Source organism: Bacillus sp. SA1-12 (assembly GCF_000981385.1).
Classification (GTDB): domain Bacteria; phylum Bacillota; class Bacilli; order Bacillales; family Bacillaceae; genus Metabacillus.
This window is the reverse complement of sequence record NZ_LATZ01000003.1, coordinates 174,998-196,672: the sequence shown is the minus strand read 5'-3', so window position 1 is coordinate 196,672 and position 21,675 is coordinate 174,998. Positions and strand designations below refer to the sequence as shown.

The following is a 21,675-nucleotide window of genomic DNA, read 5'->3' as shown; positions in this document are numbered from 1 at the left end:
TCTTCCTCCTATCCTAGCAAAGAATCTTTCCGAGCTTCTCCGTTAATTTCATGTTTTCACTGTAATCAACTGGACAATCAATTAATACAGGCTTTTTCATTGCAATTGCTTTTTCTAACGCTGACATTAACTCTCCGCCCTTTTGGATTTGAATCGCCTCAAAGCCATACGCTTTTGCCAGTTGGATAAAATCAGGATTCCCAAATTTAATATAAGAAGAGCGCTTAAACTTTTTCTGCTGATGCCATTCAATAAGACCATACCCCTCATCTCTCCAAAGCAAAACAACAATTGGGAGATTAAGACGTTTTGCTGTTTCAAGCTCTGCACCTGTCATCTGGAATGAGCCATCGCCGCAGACAGCTACCACATTTCGATCAGGGTGGGCAAGCTTTGCAGCGATCGCTCCAGGAACCGCGATCCCCATTGAAGCAAGTCCGTTTGAAATCAGACAAGTATTCGGCTGATACGTATGATACATTCTTGCCATCCACATTTTATGGGCACCGACATCAGAAATCACAATATCCTCTTCATTTAGCACAGACCGTAAATCAGAAATGATTTTCTGCGGTTTTACCGGAAAACTTTCGTCATCTTTAAATTGCTCTAGCTCAGCTAATGCTTGTTTGCGAACACTTAATACCCAATCATTATTTCTTTCCTTTGAGGAAACGGCCTCATTCAGTTTCTTTATATTTTCATTGATATCGCCGATGACATTAAGTTTGACTGGATAATGGGCATCTGTTTCGGCCTCTTCAGTGTCAATATGCAAAATAGGTGTCTTTGCTTGTGGATTCCAATTTTCTGGAGGGTACTCTGCCATATCAAAGCCGATCGCAATAATTAAATCAGATTGATTAAAACCGCACGTAATATAATCATTTCCGCCCATTCCAGCTGTAAGCAGGCTAAGCTCGTTTTTCCACGTTAGAGCCCCTTTTCCCATAAACGTATGGACAACAGGGATTTTCGTTTTTTCAACAAGTGTTAACAAGCTTTCAGATGCATGTCTTCTCGTAATTCCATTTCCCGCTAGAATGATCGGACGCTTTGCTTTTTCAATGATCGCGGCAGCTTCTTTTATCACACCCTCATCTGCTACCGATTTCGAATGATGGATGATTTCGAGCGGGGATGCTTCGGTCTCCATACCCGCAATATCCTCTGGGAGATCAATATGTGTTGAACCCGGCTTTTCTTTTGTTGCAACATGGTAGGCTTTGCGAACCACCTCAGGGATAATCTCAGCCTTTTTAACCTGGGCATTCCACTTTGTAACAGGTTCATAAATATCCACTAAATCATAATATTGATGAGAAATTTTATGTTGTCGGTCTAAGCTCGCTTGACCGGTAATCGCAATTAACGGATTAAGATCCATATTCGCATTGGCTACACCTGTTAAAAGGTTGGTGGCTCCCGGCCCTAAAGTCGCCAGACAAACACCTGGCTTATCCGTAAGCCTTCCGTAGGTACCAGCCATAAAGGCCGCACTTGTTTCATGTCTCGTGACAATAAATTCAATATCCGAATCCAAAAGAGCATCCATAATATCGATGTTTTCTTCTCCAGGTATTCCAAAAATATACTTAACTCCCTCATGCTCAAGACATTTAACTAATAGTTCCGCCACTTTCATTTGTATACACCCTTTGCAAATTTGTTCGGTTCTATTTTTTAGTTTCCTTAAAAAAGTGTTTTTTAAACGAATTTTTAAGAAATAGTGAGATTAGATGAGATGAAGAAGTATAATTTCATTTCCTTTTCGATTGGAATTGCTGTACCTAAACATTTTTATAAGGTTGATTCCCTATAAGGTCACAACCTTTTACCTATTCTTACACTTACCTTCTTTGGATCTTTACTGGCAGTTATTCCCCACTAACTCCTTAGCTTCTCTTAAATCTTGAAGTGGGGGTTTTACTGCCCGTTAAGATGGTATAAAATAAAAAAGTGTTTCATTAATGCCTCGAGGAGAGATGATGATGAGCAAACAAACGGGTATTATTAAAGAACATCTTTTTCATTCAGCAGCATTACAGGAAGAACTAACATTGCTTATTTATCTTCCCGAAAATTTTTCACCACTTTATAAATATAGCTTGCTTATTGCTCAAGATGGACAGGATTATTTCCGGCTGGGGCGTGTTGGCAGGCAGGTTGACGCGTTAATGAAAAATGAAGAAATTGATAATATTATTGTTGTCGGTATTCCGTATCATGATGTAGAAGACCGAAGGAAAAAATACCATCCCAGCGGAGCAAAGTTTCAAGCATACATACGATTTCTCACCCATGAGCTTGTCCCTTATCTCGATCAGGAATTTCCTACTTACCAAGTTGGCTATGGGCGTGCTCTTATCGGAGACTCACTTGGAGCGACCTTATCATTAATGACAGGACTTGCCTATCCAAACACATTTGGCAAGCTAATCCTGCAATCTCCTTTTGTTAATGATGAAGTCTTACAAGCTGTGAAAGACTTTAAGGGATCATCCCGACCAACAGTGTATCATCAAATAGGTAAGAAAGAGACTGAGGTTAAAACAACACATGGTGAGATTGAAGATTTCTTAACACCAAACCGCGAATTAAAATCAGTCATTTCAGAAAAAGGTTTTTCTTATACATATGAAGAATTTGATGGTGACCATACATGGAAGTACTGGCAGCCTGCGTTAACACCTATTCTCCGTCTCATGTTTGAGTAACATCACAGGAACTCTTTCGTTCATATGTTTATTTTTGAAAATTTGATATACTATCACTAAAAGAATGATCTAGGAGGGAAGAATATGAAATACGGAATTGCCCTTTTTCCATCAAAAAAGCTGCAAGATTTAGCAAATTCATACAGAAAACGCTATGATACGCACTATGCTCTTGTACCGCCGCATGTCACATTGAAGACATCTTTTGAAGCAACTGATGAAGAATTGACACAGATTACAAGAGAGCTTCGAAACATTGCCGAGGAAGCCTCACCTTTAAAGCTTACCATTAAAAAGGTTAGTTCCTTTGCACCTGTTAACAATGTCATTTATTTAAAAGTTGAACCAACAGATGAACTTCAAGGATTACACGAAAAACTTCATAACGGAGTTTTAAAAAGCCAGCCTGAATATTCTTTTGTCCCTCATATTACAATCGGGCAAAATTTATCAGATGATGAGCATTCGGACGTGCTTGGCAGTTTGAGAATGCTTGATATTACTCATGAGGAAGTTGTTAATCGCTTCCATTTATTATATGAACTCGAAAACGGTTCTTGGACCGTCTATGAAACATTCTTACTCGGAAAGGATTGCAATTAATTGAATGTACAGCAAGTAACCACAAAAGAACAACTCGAAGATGCATTTTCAGTAAGAAGAACCGTATTTGTTGATGAACAGCAGGTACCTGAAGAAGAAGAAATAGATCAATTTGAAGATGAATCAACACATGTTGTGTTATATGATAATGGGGAGCCAATTGGCGCTGCACGTATTCGTGTATTAGATGGGATAGGCAAGCTTGAAAGAATTTGTGTTCTTTCTTCAAGCCGCAAAAAAGGTGCAGGAAAACTTCTTGTATTAAAATTAGAAGAAATCGCAGCCGCTCAAGGTGTTACCAAGTTAAAACTAAATGCCCAAACACATGCAATCCCTTTTTATGAACGACTAGGATATGAAACGGTATCTGACGTGTTTATGGATGCCGGAATTCCTCATGTCACAATGATTAAACATACTCAATAATTTTATGTTTTTTACGAACGAGCTTGGTTATCCAAGTTCGTTTTTTTGCTTATTCCCTCCCTAAAGTCTCCTTCATTTAAAGGATAAAATAAGCCTAATTGGAAAAAACTATTTTTAATGGTGTATCAGATGGAGGTTATTTTATGCATTATGCACAAATTACCATTGAATTAGTTTTGGGCTTTTTCGCCCTTTTTATCTTAACAAGGATATTAGGTAAAACCCAGATCACCCAAATTACCACATTTGACTTCATCTCTGCACTAGTGTTAGGAGAGCTTGTAGGGAATGCGATATTCGATGATGAGGTTGGAGTAGTCCAGATTCTTTATGCTGTTATAATTTGGGGACTGCTTATTTTCATCTTGGAGATCATCACACAAAAATGGAGTAAAACACGCGGTTTATTAGAGGGCAACCCATCAATCATCATACATAAAGGGAAAATCATTAGAGAAAGCATGAAAAAGAACAAGCTTGATATCAACCAGCTTCAGCATCTCATTCGCTCTAAAGGTGCTTTCTCCATTCGTGAACTGGAGTATGCCATTTTAGAAACGGATGGAACTGTCAGCATCTTAAAAAAGCCTTCTTATGAAACACCAACAAAAGGCGATTTACAGGTCAATCTTGCTCAGGTAAATCTGCCAATTACATTTATTAGTGACGGCAAGGTTATTAAGGATAATCTCACTGAAGCAGGTTTTAATCTAACCTGGTTAGAGCAGCAGCTAAAACAGCAAAATATACTTGATATGAAAGAAGTATTGTATGCTGAATGGCTTGAAGGAAAAGGTCTTCATGTTCAAACATTTCAAGGACGGTGACACTAGGTGATGTCGCCCTCCTTTTTATTTAAACATATTCGTTTATAAATTGTCCTTTTTCTAATAATGAATCGGCAACTTTCTTCTTTAATGTTTTTGCTTATTGATCATAAAGCTCTGTTCGTTGCTGCTGTTTGATTTACTCTCTCCCCTTTTTATTAGCAGATTGGACTGCAGCAACTGGATATGTATATGAATAATCATGTTTCACTGGAACAGATCGGTTTGCATATTGGATGTAGGCATCATGCTTAATCGGTAAAATATACCCCACCTTGCCCCTCCTTCCCTTTCTTCTCCTCTAAATTTACCTTTTCGATAGGACTGCATTCTGATAAGATAGTGTTTGCCGCTATTTTTTAACTAAGCTATGACATGAATTGACTGAGAAAATTAGAAGTTTATCTTCGAACTAAATATTTAAGAAATTGGCTTATTCATTATAATTGGACTAAAACCTTTCAAATCACACGTCATTTTCTATACATATTCGCTTTAAGAATTCTTTTATGGGAGGGGGATTATCTTGAAACATGCAAGAATGAAAGATTTAAAGGTTTCTTTAACCACTTTGCCTCGAGAGGATTATCAACGAATCTATGAGGCTAGCTTAAAAAATGAAGTCACCTGCAAGGCTTGCGGAAAGCCTGTGAAACTATATATCGGAATCAACGAGCCGCCACATTTCTACCATGTAATGAAGGAAGATAGCAAAACATGCAATGAAATGGATTCACGCCCTCCAACTCAATCCAATTACCCATTGCAAGAGTCTGCCATGGTAAACGAATATACGGAGAAAAACGGTTTCCGTCTCCCGAAATCAAGAGCGATTGCAACAACCGAAAAGCCCATATCGAGTGAATGGCGCCTTCCTTCAGCTCTAAAGGGGCGGACACCTTTCATCGTAAAAACCCAACCTGCTTCACCCTTACTTGGAATACCGCTTGATAGCGAGCAAAGCAAGGCTGTCACTACAATCGATGGACCGCTTCTTATTTTAGCTGGTGCAGGCAGCGGAAAAACCCGTGTATTAACGACTAGAGCACTCTATATGATGGAAGAAAAATCAATTGATCCGAAATCAATGATGCTTGTTACCTTCACTGCAAAGGCCGCTAGAGAAATGCATGAACGAATAAAAACGAATGCAACTAAATCTGCTGCCAAGCTTAACCAGCTTGTTATTGGGACCTTTCACAGCATCTTTTATAAAATGCTTCTCCATCATGACCGTGAAAAATGGAATGGTCAGCATTTGCTTAAATGGGAATGGCAAAAAGAGGCCTACCTGAAACAAGCATGCAGGGAAATGACAATTGACGAAAAGGATTTTCCCTTTGACCAAGCGCTTCAGCAAATCGGTTATTGGAAAAATACGATGAAATCGCCACAGGATATTTCCCCTGGTGACGACTGGGAAGAAACAGTACTGAAACTTTACACGTATTATGAGAAACAAAAGCTTAGTCGGGGACAATTTGATTTTGACGATATGCTTGTCAAATGCTATTACATGCTCAAGGATCATCCGCATTTGCTTAAGGCCTATCAAAATCGGTTTCATTATTTTCTCATTGATGAGTTTCAAGATATTAATCCTGTTCAATATCATCTTATTAAACTCTTATCAAATCATACGAATAATTTATGCGGCGTTGGTGATGATGATCAAACGATCTATAGTTTTAGAGGCAGTGAGCCCTCCTTCATTTTAAATTTTAAAGAGGAATACCCTGATGCAACAATTATTACCCTTTCAGCAAACTATCGTTCAGATCATCATATTGTGTCATCAGCAAATGAAGTGATTTCAAAAAATAAAAAGCGTTTATCTAAAAGAATGTATGCTCAGGTTCAGTCAGATCATTTACCTGTCTGCTTCTTCCCATATGATGAAGAGGAAGAAGCAACGATGATTGTAAATGATATAAAGGAAAAAATCGCAGACGGTGCGAACCCTGATGAATTTGCAATTTTATATCGAACTCATACAGGCGGACGTGCAATCTTTGAACGATTTGTTCAATCTAGTATTCCATTTGTCGTTGAAAATGAGCAAAGTTCATTTTATGAACGAAAAATGGTTCGCGGGGCTCTCAGCTATTTGCGTCTAAGTGTTGATCCTGATGATACGGCAGCAGTTAGCGATATCATCCGTGCTTTATTTTTAAAGCAATCTGCTCTTAATGATGTCAAAGCTTTATCCATTCTCCACGATTGTTCACTTGTTGAAGCGTTACTGCATTTAAATGGATTGCCAGCTTTCCAAATGGCCAAACTTAAAAAAATCATCCCAAGAATAAGCACATTAAAAAATGAAAGACCAGGTTTGGCATTGCACATCATAGAAAAAGAACTTGGTTTTCATGACTACGTAAAAAAACAAGGAAATGAAGGAAATGCAATGGACAAAGGTTCAGATGACCTCAATGATTTAAAAGTTATCCTAAAGAAATTTTCATCCGTAAAGGAATTCCTTGAGCATGCTGATCACATGATGCTGACTCAAAGAGCATTAAAGGGCCGCAAGGATTCAACGGAAGACGGGGTTCAACTCATGACGATCCATCGCTCAAAGGGTCTTGAGTTTAAACATGTGTATATCATAGGGGCAGTTGATGGATCCCTTCCTCATGATTTCGCTCTTGACTCAGCCAGAAAAGGAAATCATCAATTTCTAGAAGAGGAACGGCGTTTACTTTATGTTGCGATGACGCGTGCAAAGCAGCAGCTGTTCATCTCAATACCAGCATACCGGCGAGGACGGAAAGCATCAGCTTCACGGTTTTTAAAGCCGTTAATGAGCTAATCAGCTTTGTGTAAGGTTTGAAGAGTAGTATAATTACTACTCTTTTTTTGATGACGACAAAGAACAGCCATCTTCTTTAGTGAAGATGGTTTAAAATTCGTAATGATCGGAGCTCCTGTTTTGTTTCTGAGGTTCCAAGCTGATAAATTTTTTCATACAAGGTTTTTATTAATTGATCCTGTTCTTCCCGATATTCTATCCCATTTTCTTCATTTAACGATGTTAGGATTGGTTTGGGATCTAATTCTGTTTTAGTAATTTCCCGTAAAATCTTTCTGATTTCCTGGATTTGCTCATGTGTAGCATTAATTTCATAATAGATTAAGTGATCATCCAATCTGGATTCTTGAATATCCTCCGCTTCAACTGAAACATAATAGGTTTTAGTCATTTCAATCCCCCTTCATTTTTACTCAAATCTTAACTAGTTGGTTTCCGTATTTTTATTTTCATCATCTATCTCGTCTTTTTGTACGCCGTCACTTGGACCGTTATCCTGATCTACGCCATCTCCGACTCCATTTTCCTGCAGCTCCTGTTCTGCATTATTCATATTTTTTTCTAATTCGTCACTTACTTCTTTCGCTTTATCCACATTTTTCTCTGCTTCATTTATTTCATCCCCACACCCAGCTAGTCCGACTAATGTCATTGTCGCAGCAATTCCTCCAACGAAAAACTTCTTCTTCCATTTCATCACCATCTTTCATTCCTCCTGCAGTTTAAATCGTGATATCTTTATAAGGTTCCTACCCTTTACGAATCAACCCCAAACAAAAATCATTTTTAAACAATTAAAACCCTCATACCTAAGCAAGTATGAGGGTTTTATAAATACTGAATTCGTTCATTAGACGATAATACGAATTTCGTTTAACTTGTCTTTCACCTTATACATCATCATTTCATCATGAATTCTTTTCATTTTCATATCGAGATAGTGAGCAATTTCGGCTGCTTCTTTTAATTCATTTGTTAATGATTCAGGTACTTCCTTATCATATTTGTAATAAATCTTATGCTCTAAGCTAGCCCAAAAATCCATGGCGATCGTACGTATTTGTATTTCAACTTTTATATATTCTGTTCGATTTGTTAAAAAGACGGGAATTTCCACTAATAAATGAAGACTTTGGTATCCGTTAGACTTTGGGTTTTTAAGATAATCCTTTACCTTTAATACGTTAATATCATCCTGACTGGAAATCATATTAAGGATTTTATAAATATCTGATACAAAAGAGCAAATGATTCGGACCCCGGCAATATCCTGAATATGTTTGGCTGCTTCTTCAGTTGTAATTGCCAAGCCTTTTCTTTGCAGCTTTCCTATTATACTTGTTGGTTCCTTTAACCTGGATTTTATATGTTCAATTGGATTATGCTGATGTGAAAATTCAAATTCCTCATTTAATATTTCAAGTTTTGTATTCATTTCATCTAAGGCAAACTTATATAGTAATAAAAAACTTCTCCATGTTGCAATTTGCTCTTTATTTTGTTCCATTTTTTCACCTCTTTTTGTCACCTTCACTATAAAGGAGATATGTGAAATTAAGGTGAAAGAATAATGAACAATATATTAACAAAATAAATTAAGGTGAATCAAAAGAGCTTTGCCCCTTTGATTCACCTTCTCTTAAATACCTGGTTGTCTTTCATTTATTTCTTATTAATCATTTTTGAAATGGTGTTAAAATCTAATTTTTCATTTCCATTAACAATTGAATTAACAATTTTATCTTCCATTTGCTTTGAAACAGGTTTGTTAGCAATTTGTGATACGCGGCGGATCACATTGCGTACAGTTTTTTCATCTTTGAAGTTTGCACCCTGTAAAGAATTTGCTAAAGCAAAAACATCATTCATGTTAACGCCAGTTTTATTTTCGATATTTTTGAAGAATTTATTATCCATTTTCCCGCCTCCTTACCTGATGATATATCCTATGACATTCTAGGCAAAAGGTGAATAAAAAGAGACTGAGCTCTTTGTTCAAGTTTCTTAAGAAAAGCCTAGGACAACTAAGAAGCTCATGAAATTGAAATCGTTCTTTGCCTACACTTCATGATGTTAAAATTTAATCCTTTCTTACCTTTTCAAAAAAAATACGAGCAAAATCTGCTCGTATTTTCTTTGATGCCCCAAAGACACTAGGTCTTAGTTATAGAAAGAAGCACCAACAATGATTAAAAGGATAAATAATACAACGATTAAAACAAACGTGCTGCCGTAATAGCCGCCGCCGCCATAACCATAGCCACCGTAGCCGTAACCCATGCGCTAAGCACCTCCTCCTGCTATCATTACTTCACTATATGAAGATAGGAGTCAGTTTGTTTGGACGTTTGCGGGTAGTTTTTGATATGAATTCTAATTTCTTTTTATAGGTTTATGTTTAATCAGCCACTTTTCCATTTCTACAGCAGCTAACTCCATTCTTTGTTCAAATTCATCACTCAGCCTATCCATTTGGTTCAGTTCCCTCTCTTTACGATAAAGATTGGCATCCTCTTTTCTTTGGATATGATCATGCCGGCGATATACATTCTCCATCAACCCACGGAAAACCTGTTCAATGATCAATATCTTTCTCTCCTTTTTTAAGCAATCCATCCTTGTAATAATCTAGGTATAATTTCCCTGAGTGGTCGACTTGGCCGAGGAAAATTTCCTCTGCAGCTGCTTCATGTTTTTTGAGCTGGGCATTAACCCAATCCAAACTATAGCCACTGGCATAAATGGCTTCTTCATTTAATTTTCCGTCCCTAATAATCGTTTGCGGTGTTTTTAGCTGCTGCCCTTGTCCGAATAGATCCTCCCAAAGCACGGGCTTTTTTTCCCGTTTTAAAAAAACACTTAATTCCCCATTCGTTTCAAGCGTTGCAAATTCAACATCTCCAGCAAAAAAAATATCCTTTTTCCTTAATTGCTCCATTAACTCATCTGTTGTGTATTTCTCATGTTTTAAGTTCTCCTCTAGGATCTTACCTCCCTCAATAAATGTTGTAGGAGTCCCTTCCACTATTTTGCGAAAAACAATGCTCTTTAAGGAAGCCATTGATACAATGACCGGGAAAAGCGCCCATATTAATAATGAAATCACACCATTTACTACATTTAATTCAATATCCATTGAAATCGTTCCAGCGATATCACCTACGGTAATCCCGACGATGTACTCGAAAAAAGATAATTTTGATAATTGCTTTTTTCCCAATAGTTTGGTGATAAAAAATAATCCTAAAATGATAAGTACTGAACGTATGATTACTTCAACCCAGTCTAGCATTTCCCTGTCACCTTCACATTTCTTTTGATTTTTTACCTTCTTAAATATGTGAAGAAGGCTTAGTAAGAAAAATTTGTGTTATGATATATTATCATTTCTTACCAAAACCTTTTTTATGTGAGAATCTTCGCTGAAAAAAATGAATGCCTATTTGTACTCAAGTACAGGTTCTTCTTCGGCTTCACAGGTATATTTGATACCATCTTATATACTCTGGGATAATGGCTTTTTAGCGGTTCTCCTGTTTTGAAATACCATAATACCTTATAGCGCATCAGAAATTACGATCCATCCTTCTTACAGCAAGCGATACAGGATATAGTATTTTTGTTACTTTATTACTGCTCTTAAATCAGATGATCCATTGCTTTGATTTGCAGACATATAGATCCCCTAAAAAATAATAGGCTGACGAATTTTCTCGTCAGCCTGCCTCATATATTTACTTTTACACTATGACCGTTTTTTCTTTTTGCCACAGCCACAGCCGCTTTTTTTAACCTTCTTTTGCCCAACTGAAGGCGTTTTTTGTTCCTTATCGGTAGGATTCATGCTGCTTTTTTTCATTTGTATCCCCACCTTCCTAATTGATAATGTAATAAATCTATATAAAATCAGCCAAACCCAATATTGATTGCCTAAATTCAGTTTATGCGTATCGCTTTATATCGTTCTAAGCATAAGCCTAATCTAACAATTTATTTATAACCGTTTCGATGATTCCCGCTAATCCTGCGATAGCTAAAATAAAAAGCAAAGGCTCCGCCACAGAAGGCCAAAGCAGCCAAACTGCATATAGAAAGGCAGAACACCATACACCTGTACACCAGTAGCAGCTTAAAAGTTCACCGATCCATGCTCTTAAGCCGGTTCCCTTAATTTCTATATACGTTTCTATTTCTCCATTTTCATCTTTTTCTTCAACTTCTTGATGAAAAGGTCGTCTGATAAATTCGGTAATTTTATCAAAGACAAGTAATCTTGTTAATCGAAATGAGGCAAGTGCAAGAATGATTAAATTCAGCAATGTTAACATTACACACACACCTTTATTTGAATTCTCTATACACATTTTATGAGCTTAATTAAAGAATATGTATTTATGAAACTTGTTTTAAAATGAAGGTAGCTGATCTCATGATCGAGATCAGCTATTAATATTATCCTTCCTTAATGATTAATGTCTTTGTTCGAACAATTAATCAACAATATCTTCAAGGTCTAGGACAATATTAAGCAAGGCAACAAAGATATTAAGGAATAGATTTAATGTTACAGCTGTATTTTGATCTTCTAAGTTAACCTCAATATCCTTACAATTTATGATAACTACTTTTTGTTTACTTTTTTGAGTTGTTTGTGCTACTTGCAATAATTCTTGTGTAACAAGTTCTGCATCGTCGTCAAGGATGATATTTAATAAAGAGATGATTAAGTTAATTCCAATATTGATTGTAGCAGCAAATTGTTCTTGTTCTGATTTTACTTTAATGTCGCAAGAATCTTTGATAAAAATTAACTCTTTAATTTCTTGTTCAGTATTTGCAACTTGTAATCCATCTTGTTCAAAAATTGCATCATCATTACGATGACCAAATACATCTCTTTCATCATGACATTTTTCTTTCATTGGGTGGTCTTCAGTTCCAAGAGCACACCAGTTATAACGTTTTGCTTCCATTTATTCTTCCTCCTTTCGGTTTAATACATTAAATGCAGGAAAGGTATCTTTTGTATAAGGTATTTACCTCAGGTGATTTGCCCATTTTTAGATTATTTGCCTCGTCTTTTACGGAGTTTTTGTCGCAAAGTCATCTTGTTTTCTGATTTTTTCTCATTGCTAGATTTAGAGGAAGGTTCTTCTGTTGCAAAACCTTGATCATCAAGAAGACTTTCAACATGTGCTTTATATGTTTTAGCAAGCTCTTTAAAACGTTCCTTATCTTCGTCAGAAATTTGCGCTAGTTTTTCTTTTGAAATGTTATGCTTGTTAAGAATTTGTTGAACCATTATTTTTGCCATTTCAGGAGACATAAGATCAGGCTTTTTATCATCCATATTACCCCTCCTTTATCATTTTTCTTAGGTGATAAATTCGGAAATCAAAGCTATCAGTACCTGCATAAAAAATTGAAGTGAATAAGCTACCTCATGATTTCGTAAATCGATCACCACTTCTGCCGAATTTTCGATAAAAATTTCCTTTTTATTGGCTTGTTTGATGCTAAATTTATTTTTCATTTCCTGAGTGATTAATTCGGCTGTTTCACTGTCTAAAAGGATTGTTTGAAGAAACAATGTGATGACTGCTTGAATGGACGTATTTAGAGTAGAAATTTGTTCTGCATCATAAGTGATAATTCTTACGTTACGGGAATTTTTTATATGAATAAGATCACCTGAAGCTTGAATGGTCTTAGCTGTTATTTCCCCTTCTACATCAATGAAGGATGAAAGAAATTCTGTATTCATTTCAACTGGAGTGTTCAAATAGTACACAAAAAACCCTCCTTTCCTCTTTATATATAATGCATAGGTTTAGGTTTTTGTTTAGGAAAAGATATGGTTTTGGTGCCCATTTTTGGTTTAGGGATAAATGGAATTACACTCCTTTTATCCTTGTGTAGTTTAATAGTTTCAATAGAGTAATAGATTAGCTTCCTTTTCAGTTTACTAAAAAAGCCTTAAACCATATCCATAGGTAAAAGGCTAAAGATTTTTGTTTTGTGGTAAGATTTTAATACATTTAGTAAGCAACTACTTTTTTAAGTGATTTGTTTTTTTAAGCTAGCTTAAAGAGTTGCAGTGAAATATTGGTACCTAGTTCCCCATTAATATTATTAAAATTGGGTAATCCAATCATATTATTTCCTGTATTTCGTAAATTTAAAATTCCAGGAGTAGCTATCGTAAAAATTACCTGTCCCTGAATATCATTATTTGGCCTATAAGTGCTTCCTGCTATATGAGCACCATTAAAATAAAGCGATGTTATTGGCAGCCCGCCTGTTGTCATGGATGATAAATAAGTTGCTTGATAAACTCCAGGTTGATTAATTGTAATATTAGGAGACCCAGACGTATGAGAAAAAACAGTAGGAGTTATAGGACCTGTATTACTAAAGGCCACATTATTATTCGGCGCTACACTTTGAGAAGGCGTGTTATAAATATAAGCGAATCCTAAGACTGTTCCTGGTGGTCCTGCTGGTCCTGCTGGTCCTGGTGCTCCTGGTGCCCCTGGTGCCCCTGGTGCTCCGGGTGCTCCGGGTGCTCCGGGTGCTCCGGGTGCTCCTGGAGCACCCGCTGCTCCGGGTGCTCCGGGCGCCCCTGGTGCTCCGGCTGGTCCTGCTGGTCCTGGAGGACAAATACACTTTTTCTTTGGATGATTTAGAAGTTTTAAAAATCTATTTAACGCACAAGTACAATTAGGAAAATGTGAGCAGCATTGCTTACTATTATAATATTTGTTTGTCATTTTAACACCTCGATTCAGTTTATTCACCAATATAGTATGTTAGTTCCTTTTGATAAGATTGGACGAAATAAGCGATATATTAAATTGGATAAAAAAAAAGAATGGATTCCATTGAATCCATTCCTCTATTAACAAGATTTACGCAGCAGGAAGTAAAAATCTAACAAAGTTAACATATAAGGCTGACACACTTGTTAATCTACCTGCTCCATATCCATTGTTCTCCACAACAGTTATTAAATTTCCATTAACAGACATTAGAATTCCCTCTACTTCAGCATTGTCTGTTGCAATCAAAACTCTTGCTCCAATACGGCCTGCTAACTCCGCAGCTAACATATCACTAAACATTCTTTTCCCCCCTTATAGTTCAGTTATCGTTTCAATTTGATCAAATCTTACTAGAGTTTGGTTACCAGTAGTTTCAAGTAGAACGAAATAATCAGTTCTAACCGCCAAAATTCTTCCAACTAATGGATTAAATAGTTCATTTCCAACCTCGATTTGAACTAGTTCACCAAGAAGTGCTAAAAGACGTGCTCTCAATGAACCAGGTATTACTGGTATTACTGGTGGTGTTACTGGTGGTGTTACTGGTGGTGTTCCACCGCCACCATTCCCATTACCATTTACTGGTACAAGTGCACAAATACAACGACAATCTACTACAAATGTTTCTTCAGTTTGACCTGTGCTTTCAAAAGTAAAGATTGCACAACAATCATCAAATCCTTGGAACTCAAAGTCAGTACGATTTCCACCATTACCTGCTAAATTTAGAAAATTATCATTTCCTTCAAGGAGAAGATTAAATACTTCCTCTTCTCTACCTACTAGGAAGGTACACGCACAACCATCACATACAACTCCATTGTTATTGTCATCACATTTATGATGTTTTTTATGATCATGTTTTTTATGATCATGTTTTTTATGATCACATTTTTTATGGTCATGTTTTTTATGGTCATGTTTTTTAGTATGTTTTTTACGGCTTTTTAACTGAGATAACAACTCATCTATCGAGCCCATTTCAAGACTTAAGTCTTTCTTACGCTTCATTCTTTTATCCTCCTATTTAAATAATTTATTTTGCCCTATATTTATATTCAATAAAAGCTAGATTGCTAGGGCATTAGTTTCTTTTTTTGTAAAATAGTTAATAATCTAGAATTTTAAAAAGTGAATCCCCTTAAATACAGGATTCACTCATCTAACAGGATATGAAGTAATTAGTATATTAATAAACATAAATTCATTAAAACTTAGTTAAATCTAATCATTTACAGGTACAAGTGCACAAATACAACGACAATCTACCACAAAAGTTTCTTCAGTTTGACCTGTGCTTTCGAAAGTAAAGATTGCACAACAATCCTCAAATCCTTGAAACTCAAAGTCAGTACGATTCCCACCATTACCTGCCAAATTTAGGAAATTATCATTTCCTTCAAGGAGGAGATTAAATACTTCCTCTTCTCTACCTACTAAGAAGGTACACGCACAACCATCACATACTACCCCATTACCATTATCCTTTTTCTTTTTGTGATGCTTCTTCTTACGTTTTGATCTTAATATACTTAACATATCTGACATCTCACCTACTTCCATACTTGTACTCATATGGGAATGGCCTTTTCTTTTACCACAACAACCCATAATTTCATCCTCCTATTATTTAATATAAACTCACAATATATATATTCAATAAGAGGTATTATGTAAGGGCGATTGCACCTTTTAAACATAGGTATTCCCCCCTTTTGTACTAAAAAATGAAAATCCAACAAAAGAAATTCACTTTTTAGCACTAAAGGAAGGCAAAGTTAGCAGTATCTTCCTAAAGGATAAAGTAATAAAACTCTCTAATCACTAGTGCAAGTTTTTCCGTCATCAAATTCCTTCACTAAAACGGCCAAAAATAAGGAATCAACAACACGGAAACAATCATTACAATCAAACCAAGCGGAATCCCAACCTTCATAAAGTCGCTAAATGAATATCCTCCCGTTCCATAAACGATCATATTTGATTGATAGCCGATCGGAGTGGCAAAACTTGTCGATGCAGCAATGGCAATGGTGATCGCAAAGGGAGTGGGATCTAATGCCATCTGCTCTGCTACGGAATAGGCAATGGGAAAAATCATCGTTGCAGCCGCGTTATTTGATAAGAGTTCTGTCGTCATCCAGGTTAAGAAAAAGATGACGGAAAGAATAACAATAGGTCCATAGTTCATCACATGACTTGTTATCCATTCGGCCATTGCTGAAGCTACCCCTGTTTTTTCCAAAGCTTTGGCGATGCCAAAGGATGATCCGATCATAATAAGCAGCTTCCATTCTATTGAATTCCTGGCTTCTTCAATCGATATTGATTTTGAAAATAAAAGAATAACGACAGTTATACAAACAGCTGTAATCATTTTTAACCATCCTAAACCAACAGATACAATCATCATTATGAAAATGCTGATCAAGAAAATAGACTTTTTATCAGCTTCGTGTGAATAAGAGGATTTATATTCTGATTCAACTTCTAGAGTAAGGCCTTGAATGCTCTTTAATCCGCCAATCGTTTCATGATCTCCTTTTAATAGTAGAAAATCACCTTCTTGTAACGTCTGCCTGCTAGAGATCGGAAAAATGCTCTTTCCACTTCTTATTATGGTTATAAAATAACTCTGTTTTAACCAAAGTAATCCTACCTCTTTTATTGTTTTTCCTATCAGCGGACAAGTTGAAGCAATATTCGCTTGTACCAGACATTCACTGTCGTTCTTTTCCTCTAAAAAATCTTTTGCAAGATGATTAGGCAGCATGCTGCTGCCAATAAACGTCATATATAGAATACCTAGAATCGCACATGGAATGCCGATTAGACCGAGCTCAAACATGCTAAATCCTGTTCCAGTTCTATCCATTAACAAACCGCTAATAACAATGTTCGTAGAGGTTCCAATCAGCGTACACATTCCCCCTAAGATTACGGCGTATAACAAAGGAATGAGCAGCTTTGTCTCTGGCAATCCTATTTTTTTGGCCCATTTCCTCACAAGGGGAGTCAGAATCACAACTAGGGGTGTATTATTCATAAACATTGAAATACATGCTGCTGGAAGCATTAGCTTAAAAATTGCTTTTTGCGGTCTTTTCTCATAACCAATCATATATTCAGGTAATTTTTTTATATAATAGGTGTTTTTAATGGAATAAATCACAATAAATAAAGCCCCTACTGTTACCGTTGCCTCATTTGCAAAGCCTATTAACGCTTCTTCAGGACTTAAAATACCAGAAACCATCAATAAGACTAACGCAGTAAACATCACAAGATCTGTTTCAAATTTATCTGCTACTAATGCGAAAACCAATAGACATACGATACAAACTGTCATCATTCCGTACAAGGTCATGTTATCACTCTTTTATTTAAGATCATCATGGTATTTTATATGCCGCCCTCATGCAACCCGAATTACTGTTAGCCTATCGTTTACAAGTTTGTATGAATGACCTTACATTCCTTGATTGTTCTTCATGTTAAAGTTTTCAAACTAACCATTTGAAACAAAAAGTTAATAGAGTTGCCTATAGCATTATATGACTGACTGCATAATCTATAAGAGAAAGCGTCTAATAGGAACAAAAAAATAAAATTAAGGATATGAGAGGGCACACTATGAAAGTAATAACAATCTTAGGTACCAGGCCGGAAATTATCCGCTTGAGCCTTACGATAAAAAAACTCGACATGTATGCAGAAAAACATAGTTTGGTCTTTACGGGGCAAAATTTCACTTCTTCATTAAGTGATATCTTTTTTGAACAATTAGAAGTTCGAAAACCTGATTATATCTTGTCCAATCAGCAGCAATCTCTTGGGGAGCAGTTATCGGGCATGTATAAAAGTCTAGAAACCATTTTTTTAAAAGAAAAACCTGATAGAGTTCTAGTATTAGGTGATACAAACAGCGGCTTAAGTGCCATTTTAGCCGAACGGATGGGAATCCCAGTAGTGCATATGGAAGCTGGAAATCGCTGCTTCGATCTGGAAGTTCCAGAAGAGAAAAATCGCCGTGTGATTGATGCGATCTCTAGTATTAATCTTCCTTATACACCTCAAAGCAAAGAAAACTTAGTGAAAGAGGGTTTTCCGCGAAATCGGATTTTTATCTCGGGCAATCCGATTAATGAGGTTTTACAGCATTATTATACTGAGATTGAAGGCAGCAACATTCTCACAAGCTTGAACCTTAAAAAAGATGATTACTTTTTAGTCACAACACATCGTGCGGAAAATGTCGATCACGAAGATCGCTTACTTGAAATTTTCAAAGGCTTAAATCTAGTAGCAGAATCCTATAAAAAGAGAATTATATGCAGCATTCATCCCCGTACAAAATCCCGAATTGATCGTATTCAGGATTTTAAGGTTCATTCATTAGTAGAATTTCATGAACCCTTTGGATTCTTCGACTTTGTAAAATTGGAAAAAAATGCTTATTGCGTATTAACAGATAGCGGAACCGTTCAAGAGGAATGCTGTTTATTTCACGTCCCAACGATCACGATACGAAAAACGACCGAACGGCCGGAAACCATTGCCTGTGGCAGCAATATGTTATCGGGAATCAACGCTTCCCAAATTGCAAATTGCGTAAACGTTATGGTAAACCAACCAAAAACATGGTCTTTGCCGGAAGGATATGATCACCCAAATGTTTCAGATAAAGTGATGAAAATATTACTAGGAGGTATGGAATTTGTTTAATAATCAAATCGTTTTAGTTACTGGAGGCACAGGATCATGGGGACATGAATTGATTTCCCAGCTATTAACGCATAATCCAAAGGAGATCCGTATTTTTTCAAGAAATGAATCTGCTCAATTTACGATGAAACAAGAGTTTGATAGTAACCCAAAATTGAAATTTATCATTGGCGATATTAAGGAAAAGGATGCCTTAATTGAAGCATGTCACAATGTGGATTATGTCTTCCATTTAGCAGCATTAAAGCATGTCCCGGTTTGTGAGGACCAGCCGATTGAAGCATTAAAAACAAACGTAATTGGTACACAAAATGTGATTGATGCGGCCATTGCCTGTGAGGTTCATCGAGTTGTTTATATTTCAACAGATAAAGCCTCTAATCCATCAAATTTTTATGGCTTATCAAAAGCGATGGGAGAAAGACTTATTATCCATGCAAACACCTTAAATACTAAAACAAGATTCGTCTGTATACGCGGGGGAAATGTGTTAGGGACAAACGGGAGTGTCATCCATGTCTTTAAAAAACAAATACAGGAAAAACAAAAAGTCGGCATCACTGACCTAAATATGACTCGTTTCTTCTTAACCGTACAGGATGCGATTAAACTCGTCTTTAAAGCAACCTTTGAAAGTGTTGGCGGAGAAATTTTTGTTATGAAAATGCCTGCATGTAAAATTGTGGACCTTGCCCAGGTATTAATTGATGCATCTAAGAAGGAGAATGTTGAGATTGAAATCCTTGGGGTACGCCCAGGTGAGAAAATTGATGAGTTGCTTCTATCAGAATATGAAAGTAAGACCACGATTGCCTATGATGAAGAATATTTCGTGATTCTTCCTTCCATTCATATCGATGGAATCAAGGAACAGTATGCTGATTATAAACCTGCTAATTTACAAAGCTATCACTCTGGTACTGGACTTATGACCCAAGCTGAGATTAAAGATATGTTGTTGAAAGGTGGGTTTATTAAATGAAATTATTGATCCTTGGTGGAAAAGGGATGGCAGGACATGTCATAGTGGATTACTTTAAACAGAAGGGACAGCACGATGTCTTCTATACATCAAGGGACCAAAATGATAAAGATTCACTCTATCTGGATGTTACGGATATTAAAAAATTGGAGGACATCATTGAGTTGATCAATCCCGATATCATTATTAATGGTATCGGCATTTTAAATGAAGCGGCAACCAATCATCCTGTTCTTGCGTTTCAGGTCAATAGCTTATTGCCCCATCAATTGGTTAAATTAGTTGAACGTCGTAACGGGAAGCTTATTCACATTAGTACGGACTGTGTTTTTTCGGGAACAAAAGGCGATTACACTGAATTTGACAATCCTGATGGAACCTCTATATACGCCCAGTCAAAGCGCTGGGGAGAAATTATCAGTGATAAGCATTTAACCATTCGGACTTCGATCATCGGGCCGGAGCTGAAAGAAGACGGAATTGGCCTGTTTTTATGGTTTATGAACCAAACAGGTGAAATTAAAGGCTATCAAAAGGTGTTATGGAATGGGGTTACCACCCTGGAGCTGGCAAAAGCAATCGATGCGATGATCGAGCATAACGTAACTGGTCTTTACAATCTTGGTGCAGAAGAAAAAATTTCAAAATATTCATTGTTAAAATTAATTCAAAAAGTGTTTAAAAAGGATGACGTGATCATTACTCCAGATGATAAAATCGTCCTCGACCGGACAATCAAAAGCACCCGAACAGATTTTCACTACCAACTTCCTTCATATGAAGAAATGATTAAAGAATTGCATAGCTGGATGCGAGGCCAATGAATCAGCAGCCTGCCATTTTAATTACCGGAGCAAGCGGCTTTACTGGTCAACATGCTTGCAGCCATTTCTTAAAAGCAGGTTATCATGTTATAGCCGTTTCAAGAAGTGGCTCTTTTGACACAAAAGCCATAACGGTTGAACATTGTGATCTTACGAGGAAAGAAGATGTTATCAAGCTAATACAAAAAATAAAGCCTGAATATGTTCTGCATTTGGCCGGACAAAACCATGTAGGGAAGTCATGGAGTGATCCCATTTCTTCAATGGAAGCAAATATCATGTCTACCGCCTACCTGCTGGAGGCTTTACGTCAAGAAAATCCTGCTTGCAAAATTGTTGTTGTTGGTTCCGCTCTTCAATTTGATCCAAACAATCTATCTACTCTAACACATCCCTATAGCTTAAGCAAAACCCTGCAAATTTTAATTGCCCAATCGTGGGCTGCTTTATATAAGATGCATATTGTCATTGCGAAGCCTTCTAATTTAATAGGACCCGGTTTTTCAGCCGGGGTTTGTTCAATCTTCGCGCAAAGAATAGTCGAAATGGAGGAAAATGCTGGAGAAAAGGTTCTTGAAGTCTATAATCCATATGCACAACGTGACTTTATTGACGTGAGAGATGCAGTAAATGCCTATGAGATCCTATTAAATAAAGGAAGTTCAGGCGAAATTTATGACATTTCGTCAGGAAAAAGCCGGTCTTTAGATGAAATCATAGTTGGATACAAAGCCTTAACCTCGGTTGATTTTAAGGTAAACACTCAAGTGAATAATCGGATGGAACAACCAGTTCTCATTTCCACTCAAAAACTCATAGAATTAGGCTGGAAGCAATTGATTCCTATTCATACATCTTTGCGGGATATTCTTACTTTTTATCGTAACAAAAACCAATCCATGATTAAAAAATAGCTATAAAAGGTAATGATGAAGAAT

General features: G+C 36.6%; 27 protein-coding genes. 9 read left to right on the top strand and 18 right to left on the bottom strand.

Annotation, left to right across the window (positions count from 1 at the left end; genetic code table 11):
* Nucleotides 1-13: 13 nt before the first annotated feature.
* A complete protein-coding gene (locus WQ54_RS03470; RefSeq protein ID WP_046512153.1) occupies nucleotides 14-1,645 on the bottom strand; it encodes an acetolactate synthase large subunit in 1,632 nt (543 codons plus the stop codon).
* A gap of 346 nt (nucleotides 1,646-1,991) precedes the next feature.
* On the opposite strand from WQ54_RS03470, the gene WQ54_RS03465 reads away from it, so the two are divergent.
* The 4 genes from WQ54_RS03465 to WQ54_RS03450 all read left to right on the top strand — a co-directional run bounded on the left by WQ54_RS03465 (nucleotide 1,992) and on the right by WQ54_RS03450 (nucleotide 4,573).
* Entirely contained in the window at nucleotides 1,992-2,717 is a 726-nt protein-coding gene (locus WQ54_RS03465) for an esterase family protein (protein WP_156177658.1), read from the top strand.
* Nucleotides 2,718-2,801: 84 nt separating this feature from the next.
* Nucleotides 2,802-3,320 carry a YjcG family protein gene (locus tag WQ54_RS03460; RefSeq protein WP_046512149.1) on the top strand — a complete coding sequence of 173 codons (519 nt, stop codon included), beginning with the start codon at nucleotides 2,802-2,804 and terminating at the stop codon, nucleotides 3,318-3,320.
* A complete protein-coding gene (locus tag WQ54_RS03455) occupies nucleotides 3,321-3,746 on the top strand; it encodes a GNAT family N-acetyltransferase (RefSeq protein WP_046512146.1) in 426 nt (141 codons plus the stop codon).
* 143 nt (nucleotides 3,747-3,889) lie between these two features.
* A complete protein-coding gene (locus WQ54_RS03450) occupies nucleotides 3,890-4,573 on the top strand; it encodes a DUF421 domain-containing protein (RefSeq protein ID WP_046512143.1) in 684 nt (227 codons plus the stop codon).
* Nucleotides 4,574-4,712: 139 nt separating this feature from the next.
* Here the strand turns inward: WQ54_RS03450 and WQ54_RS35180 are convergent, their stop codons facing one another.
* Complete coding sequence (locus WQ54_RS35180) at nucleotides 4,713-4,847, bottom strand: hypothetical protein (protein WP_269431545.1); 135 nt, start codon at nucleotides 4,845-4,847, stop codon at nucleotides 4,713-4,715.
* Nucleotides 4,848-5,099: 252 nt separating this feature from the next.
* On the opposite strand from WQ54_RS35180, the gene WQ54_RS03445 reads away from it, so the two are divergent.
* The gene (locus WQ54_RS03445; RefSeq protein WP_046512140.1) at nucleotides 5,100-7,385 is read left to right on the top strand and encodes an ATP-dependent helicase; all 2,286 of its coding nucleotides are present in this window, start codon (nucleotides 5,100-5,102) and stop codon (nucleotides 7,383-7,385) included.
* A gap of 76 nt (nucleotides 7,386-7,461) precedes the next feature.
* On the opposite strand, the gene WQ54_RS03440 is transcribed toward WQ54_RS03445, so the two are convergent.
* The 16 genes from WQ54_RS03440 to WQ54_RS03370 all read right to left on the bottom strand — a co-directional run bounded on the left by WQ54_RS03440 (nucleotide 7,462) and on the right by WQ54_RS03370 (nucleotide 17,573).
* Nucleotides 7,462-7,776, bottom strand: coding sequence for a hypothetical protein (locus tag WQ54_RS03440; RefSeq protein WP_046512137.1), 315 nt, complete (start codon nucleotides 7,774-7,776; stop codon nucleotides 7,462-7,464).
* A gap of 33 nt (nucleotides 7,777-7,809) precedes the next feature.
* Complete coding sequence (locus tag WQ54_RS03435) at nucleotides 7,810-8,088, bottom strand: hypothetical protein (RefSeq protein ID WP_046512135.1); 279 nt, start codon at nucleotides 8,086-8,088, stop codon at nucleotides 7,810-7,812.
* Nucleotides 8,089-8,235: 147 nt separating this feature from the next.
* Nucleotides 8,236-8,892, bottom strand: coding sequence for a GTP pyrophosphokinase family protein (locus WQ54_RS03430; protein WP_046512133.1), 657 nt, complete (start codon nucleotides 8,890-8,892; stop codon nucleotides 8,236-8,238).
* 155 nt (nucleotides 8,893-9,047) lie between these two features.
* Nucleotides 9,048-9,302, bottom strand: a complete 255-nt coding sequence (locus tag WQ54_RS03425) for a stage VI sporulation protein F (RefSeq protein ID WP_046512131.1) — start codon at nucleotides 9,300-9,302, stop codon at nucleotides 9,048-9,050.
* 243 nt (nucleotides 9,303-9,545) lie between these two features.
* Nucleotides 9,546-9,665, bottom strand: coding sequence for a YjcZ family sporulation protein (locus WQ54_RS32385; protein ID WP_084821810.1), 120 nt, complete (start codon nucleotides 9,663-9,665; stop codon nucleotides 9,546-9,548).
* A 93-nt stretch (nucleotides 9,666-9,758) separates the two neighbouring features.
* The gene (locus WQ54_RS03420; RefSeq protein WP_046512129.1) at nucleotides 9,759-9,971 is read right to left on the bottom strand and encodes a hypothetical protein; all 213 of its coding nucleotides are present in this window, start codon (nucleotides 9,969-9,971) and stop codon (nucleotides 9,759-9,761) included.
* Complete coding sequence (locus WQ54_RS03415) at nucleotides 9,961-10,677, bottom strand: DUF421 domain-containing protein (RefSeq protein WP_046512126.1); 717 nt, start codon at nucleotides 10,675-10,677, stop codon at nucleotides 9,961-9,963. The genes WQ54_RS03420 and WQ54_RS03415 overlap by 11 nt, the downstream gene beginning before the upstream one ends.
* Nucleotides 10,678-11,362: 685 nt before the next feature.
* The gene (locus WQ54_RS03410) at nucleotides 11,363-11,713 is read right to left on the bottom strand and encodes a DUF1360 domain-containing protein (protein ID WP_046512123.1); all 351 of its coding nucleotides are present in this window, start codon (nucleotides 11,711-11,713) and stop codon (nucleotides 11,363-11,365) included.
* A 162-nt stretch (nucleotides 11,714-11,875) separates the two neighbouring features.
* Nucleotides 11,876-12,358, bottom strand: a complete 483-nt coding sequence (locus tag WQ54_RS03405; RefSeq protein WP_046512120.1) for a spore coat protein — start codon at nucleotides 12,356-12,358, stop codon at nucleotides 11,876-11,878.
* Nucleotides 12,359-12,450: 92 nt separating this feature from the next.
* Nucleotides 12,451-12,735, bottom strand: coding sequence for a hypothetical protein (locus tag WQ54_RS03400; RefSeq protein WP_046512118.1), 285 nt, complete (start codon nucleotides 12,733-12,735; stop codon nucleotides 12,451-12,453).
* 24 nt (nucleotides 12,736-12,759) lie between these two features.
* The gene (locus WQ54_RS03395; protein WP_046512115.1) at nucleotides 12,760-13,176 is read right to left on the bottom strand and encodes a spore coat protein; all 417 of its coding nucleotides are present in this window, start codon (nucleotides 13,174-13,176) and stop codon (nucleotides 12,760-12,762) included.
* Between the two features lie 283 nt (nucleotides 13,177-13,459).
* The gene (locus WQ54_RS33345; protein WP_052737639.1) at nucleotides 13,460-14,155 is read right to left on the bottom strand and encodes a hypothetical protein; all 696 of its coding nucleotides are present in this window, start codon (nucleotides 14,153-14,155) and stop codon (nucleotides 13,460-13,462) included.
* 138 nt (nucleotides 14,156-14,293) lie between these two features.
* The gene (locus WQ54_RS03385) at nucleotides 14,294-14,506 is read right to left on the bottom strand and encodes a hypothetical protein (protein WP_046512113.1); all 213 of its coding nucleotides are present in this window, start codon (nucleotides 14,504-14,506) and stop codon (nucleotides 14,294-14,296) included.
* A gap of 12 nt (nucleotides 14,507-14,518) precedes the next feature.
* Nucleotides 14,519-15,217, bottom strand: coding sequence for a hypothetical protein (locus tag WQ54_RS34195; protein ID WP_046512110.1), 699 nt, complete (start codon nucleotides 15,215-15,217; stop codon nucleotides 14,519-14,521).
* 213 nt (nucleotides 15,218-15,430) lie between these two features.
* Nucleotides 15,431-15,817, bottom strand: a complete 387-nt coding sequence (locus WQ54_RS03375; protein WP_046512107.1) for a hypothetical protein — start codon at nucleotides 15,815-15,817, stop codon at nucleotides 15,431-15,433.
* 247 nt (nucleotides 15,818-16,064) lie between these two features.
* Nucleotides 16,065-17,573: an SLC13 family permease gene (locus WQ54_RS03370; protein ID WP_046512104.1), complete on the bottom strand. Its 1,509-nt coding sequence runs from the start codon at nucleotides 17,571-17,573 to the stop codon at nucleotides 16,065-16,067.
* A 266-nt stretch (nucleotides 17,574-17,839) separates the two neighbouring features.
* On the opposite strand from WQ54_RS03370, the gene wecB reads away from it, so the two are divergent.
* Genes wecB through WQ54_RS03350 form a run of 4 tightly spaced genes read left to right on the top strand, consistent with a single transcriptional unit; the run spans nucleotide 17,840 to nucleotide 21,651 of the window.
* Nucleotides 17,840-18,931, top strand: a complete 1,092-nt coding sequence (gene wecB, locus WQ54_RS03365; protein WP_046512101.1) for a non-hydrolyzing UDP-N-acetylglucosamine 2-epimerase — start codon at nucleotides 17,840-17,842, stop codon at nucleotides 18,929-18,931.
* On the top strand, nucleotides 18,924-19,913 hold the full coding sequence (locus WQ54_RS03360) for a polysaccharide biosynthesis protein (protein ID WP_046512098.1): 990 nt from the start codon (nucleotides 18,924-18,926) through the stop codon (nucleotides 19,911-19,913). The genes wecB and WQ54_RS03360 overlap by 8 nt, the downstream gene beginning before the upstream one ends.
* Entirely contained in the window at nucleotides 19,910-20,737 is an 828-nt protein-coding gene (locus WQ54_RS03355; protein ID WP_046512096.1) for an SDR family oxidoreductase, read from the top strand. Before WQ54_RS03360 ends, WQ54_RS03355 begins: the two co-directional genes overlap by 4 nt.
* Complete coding sequence (locus tag WQ54_RS03350) at nucleotides 20,734-21,651, top strand: NAD-dependent epimerase/dehydratase family protein (protein WP_046512093.1); 918 nt, start codon at nucleotides 20,734-20,736, stop codon at nucleotides 21,649-21,651. Before WQ54_RS03355 ends, WQ54_RS03350 begins: the two co-directional genes overlap by 4 nt.
* Nucleotides 21,652-21,675 lie beyond the last annotated feature (24 nt).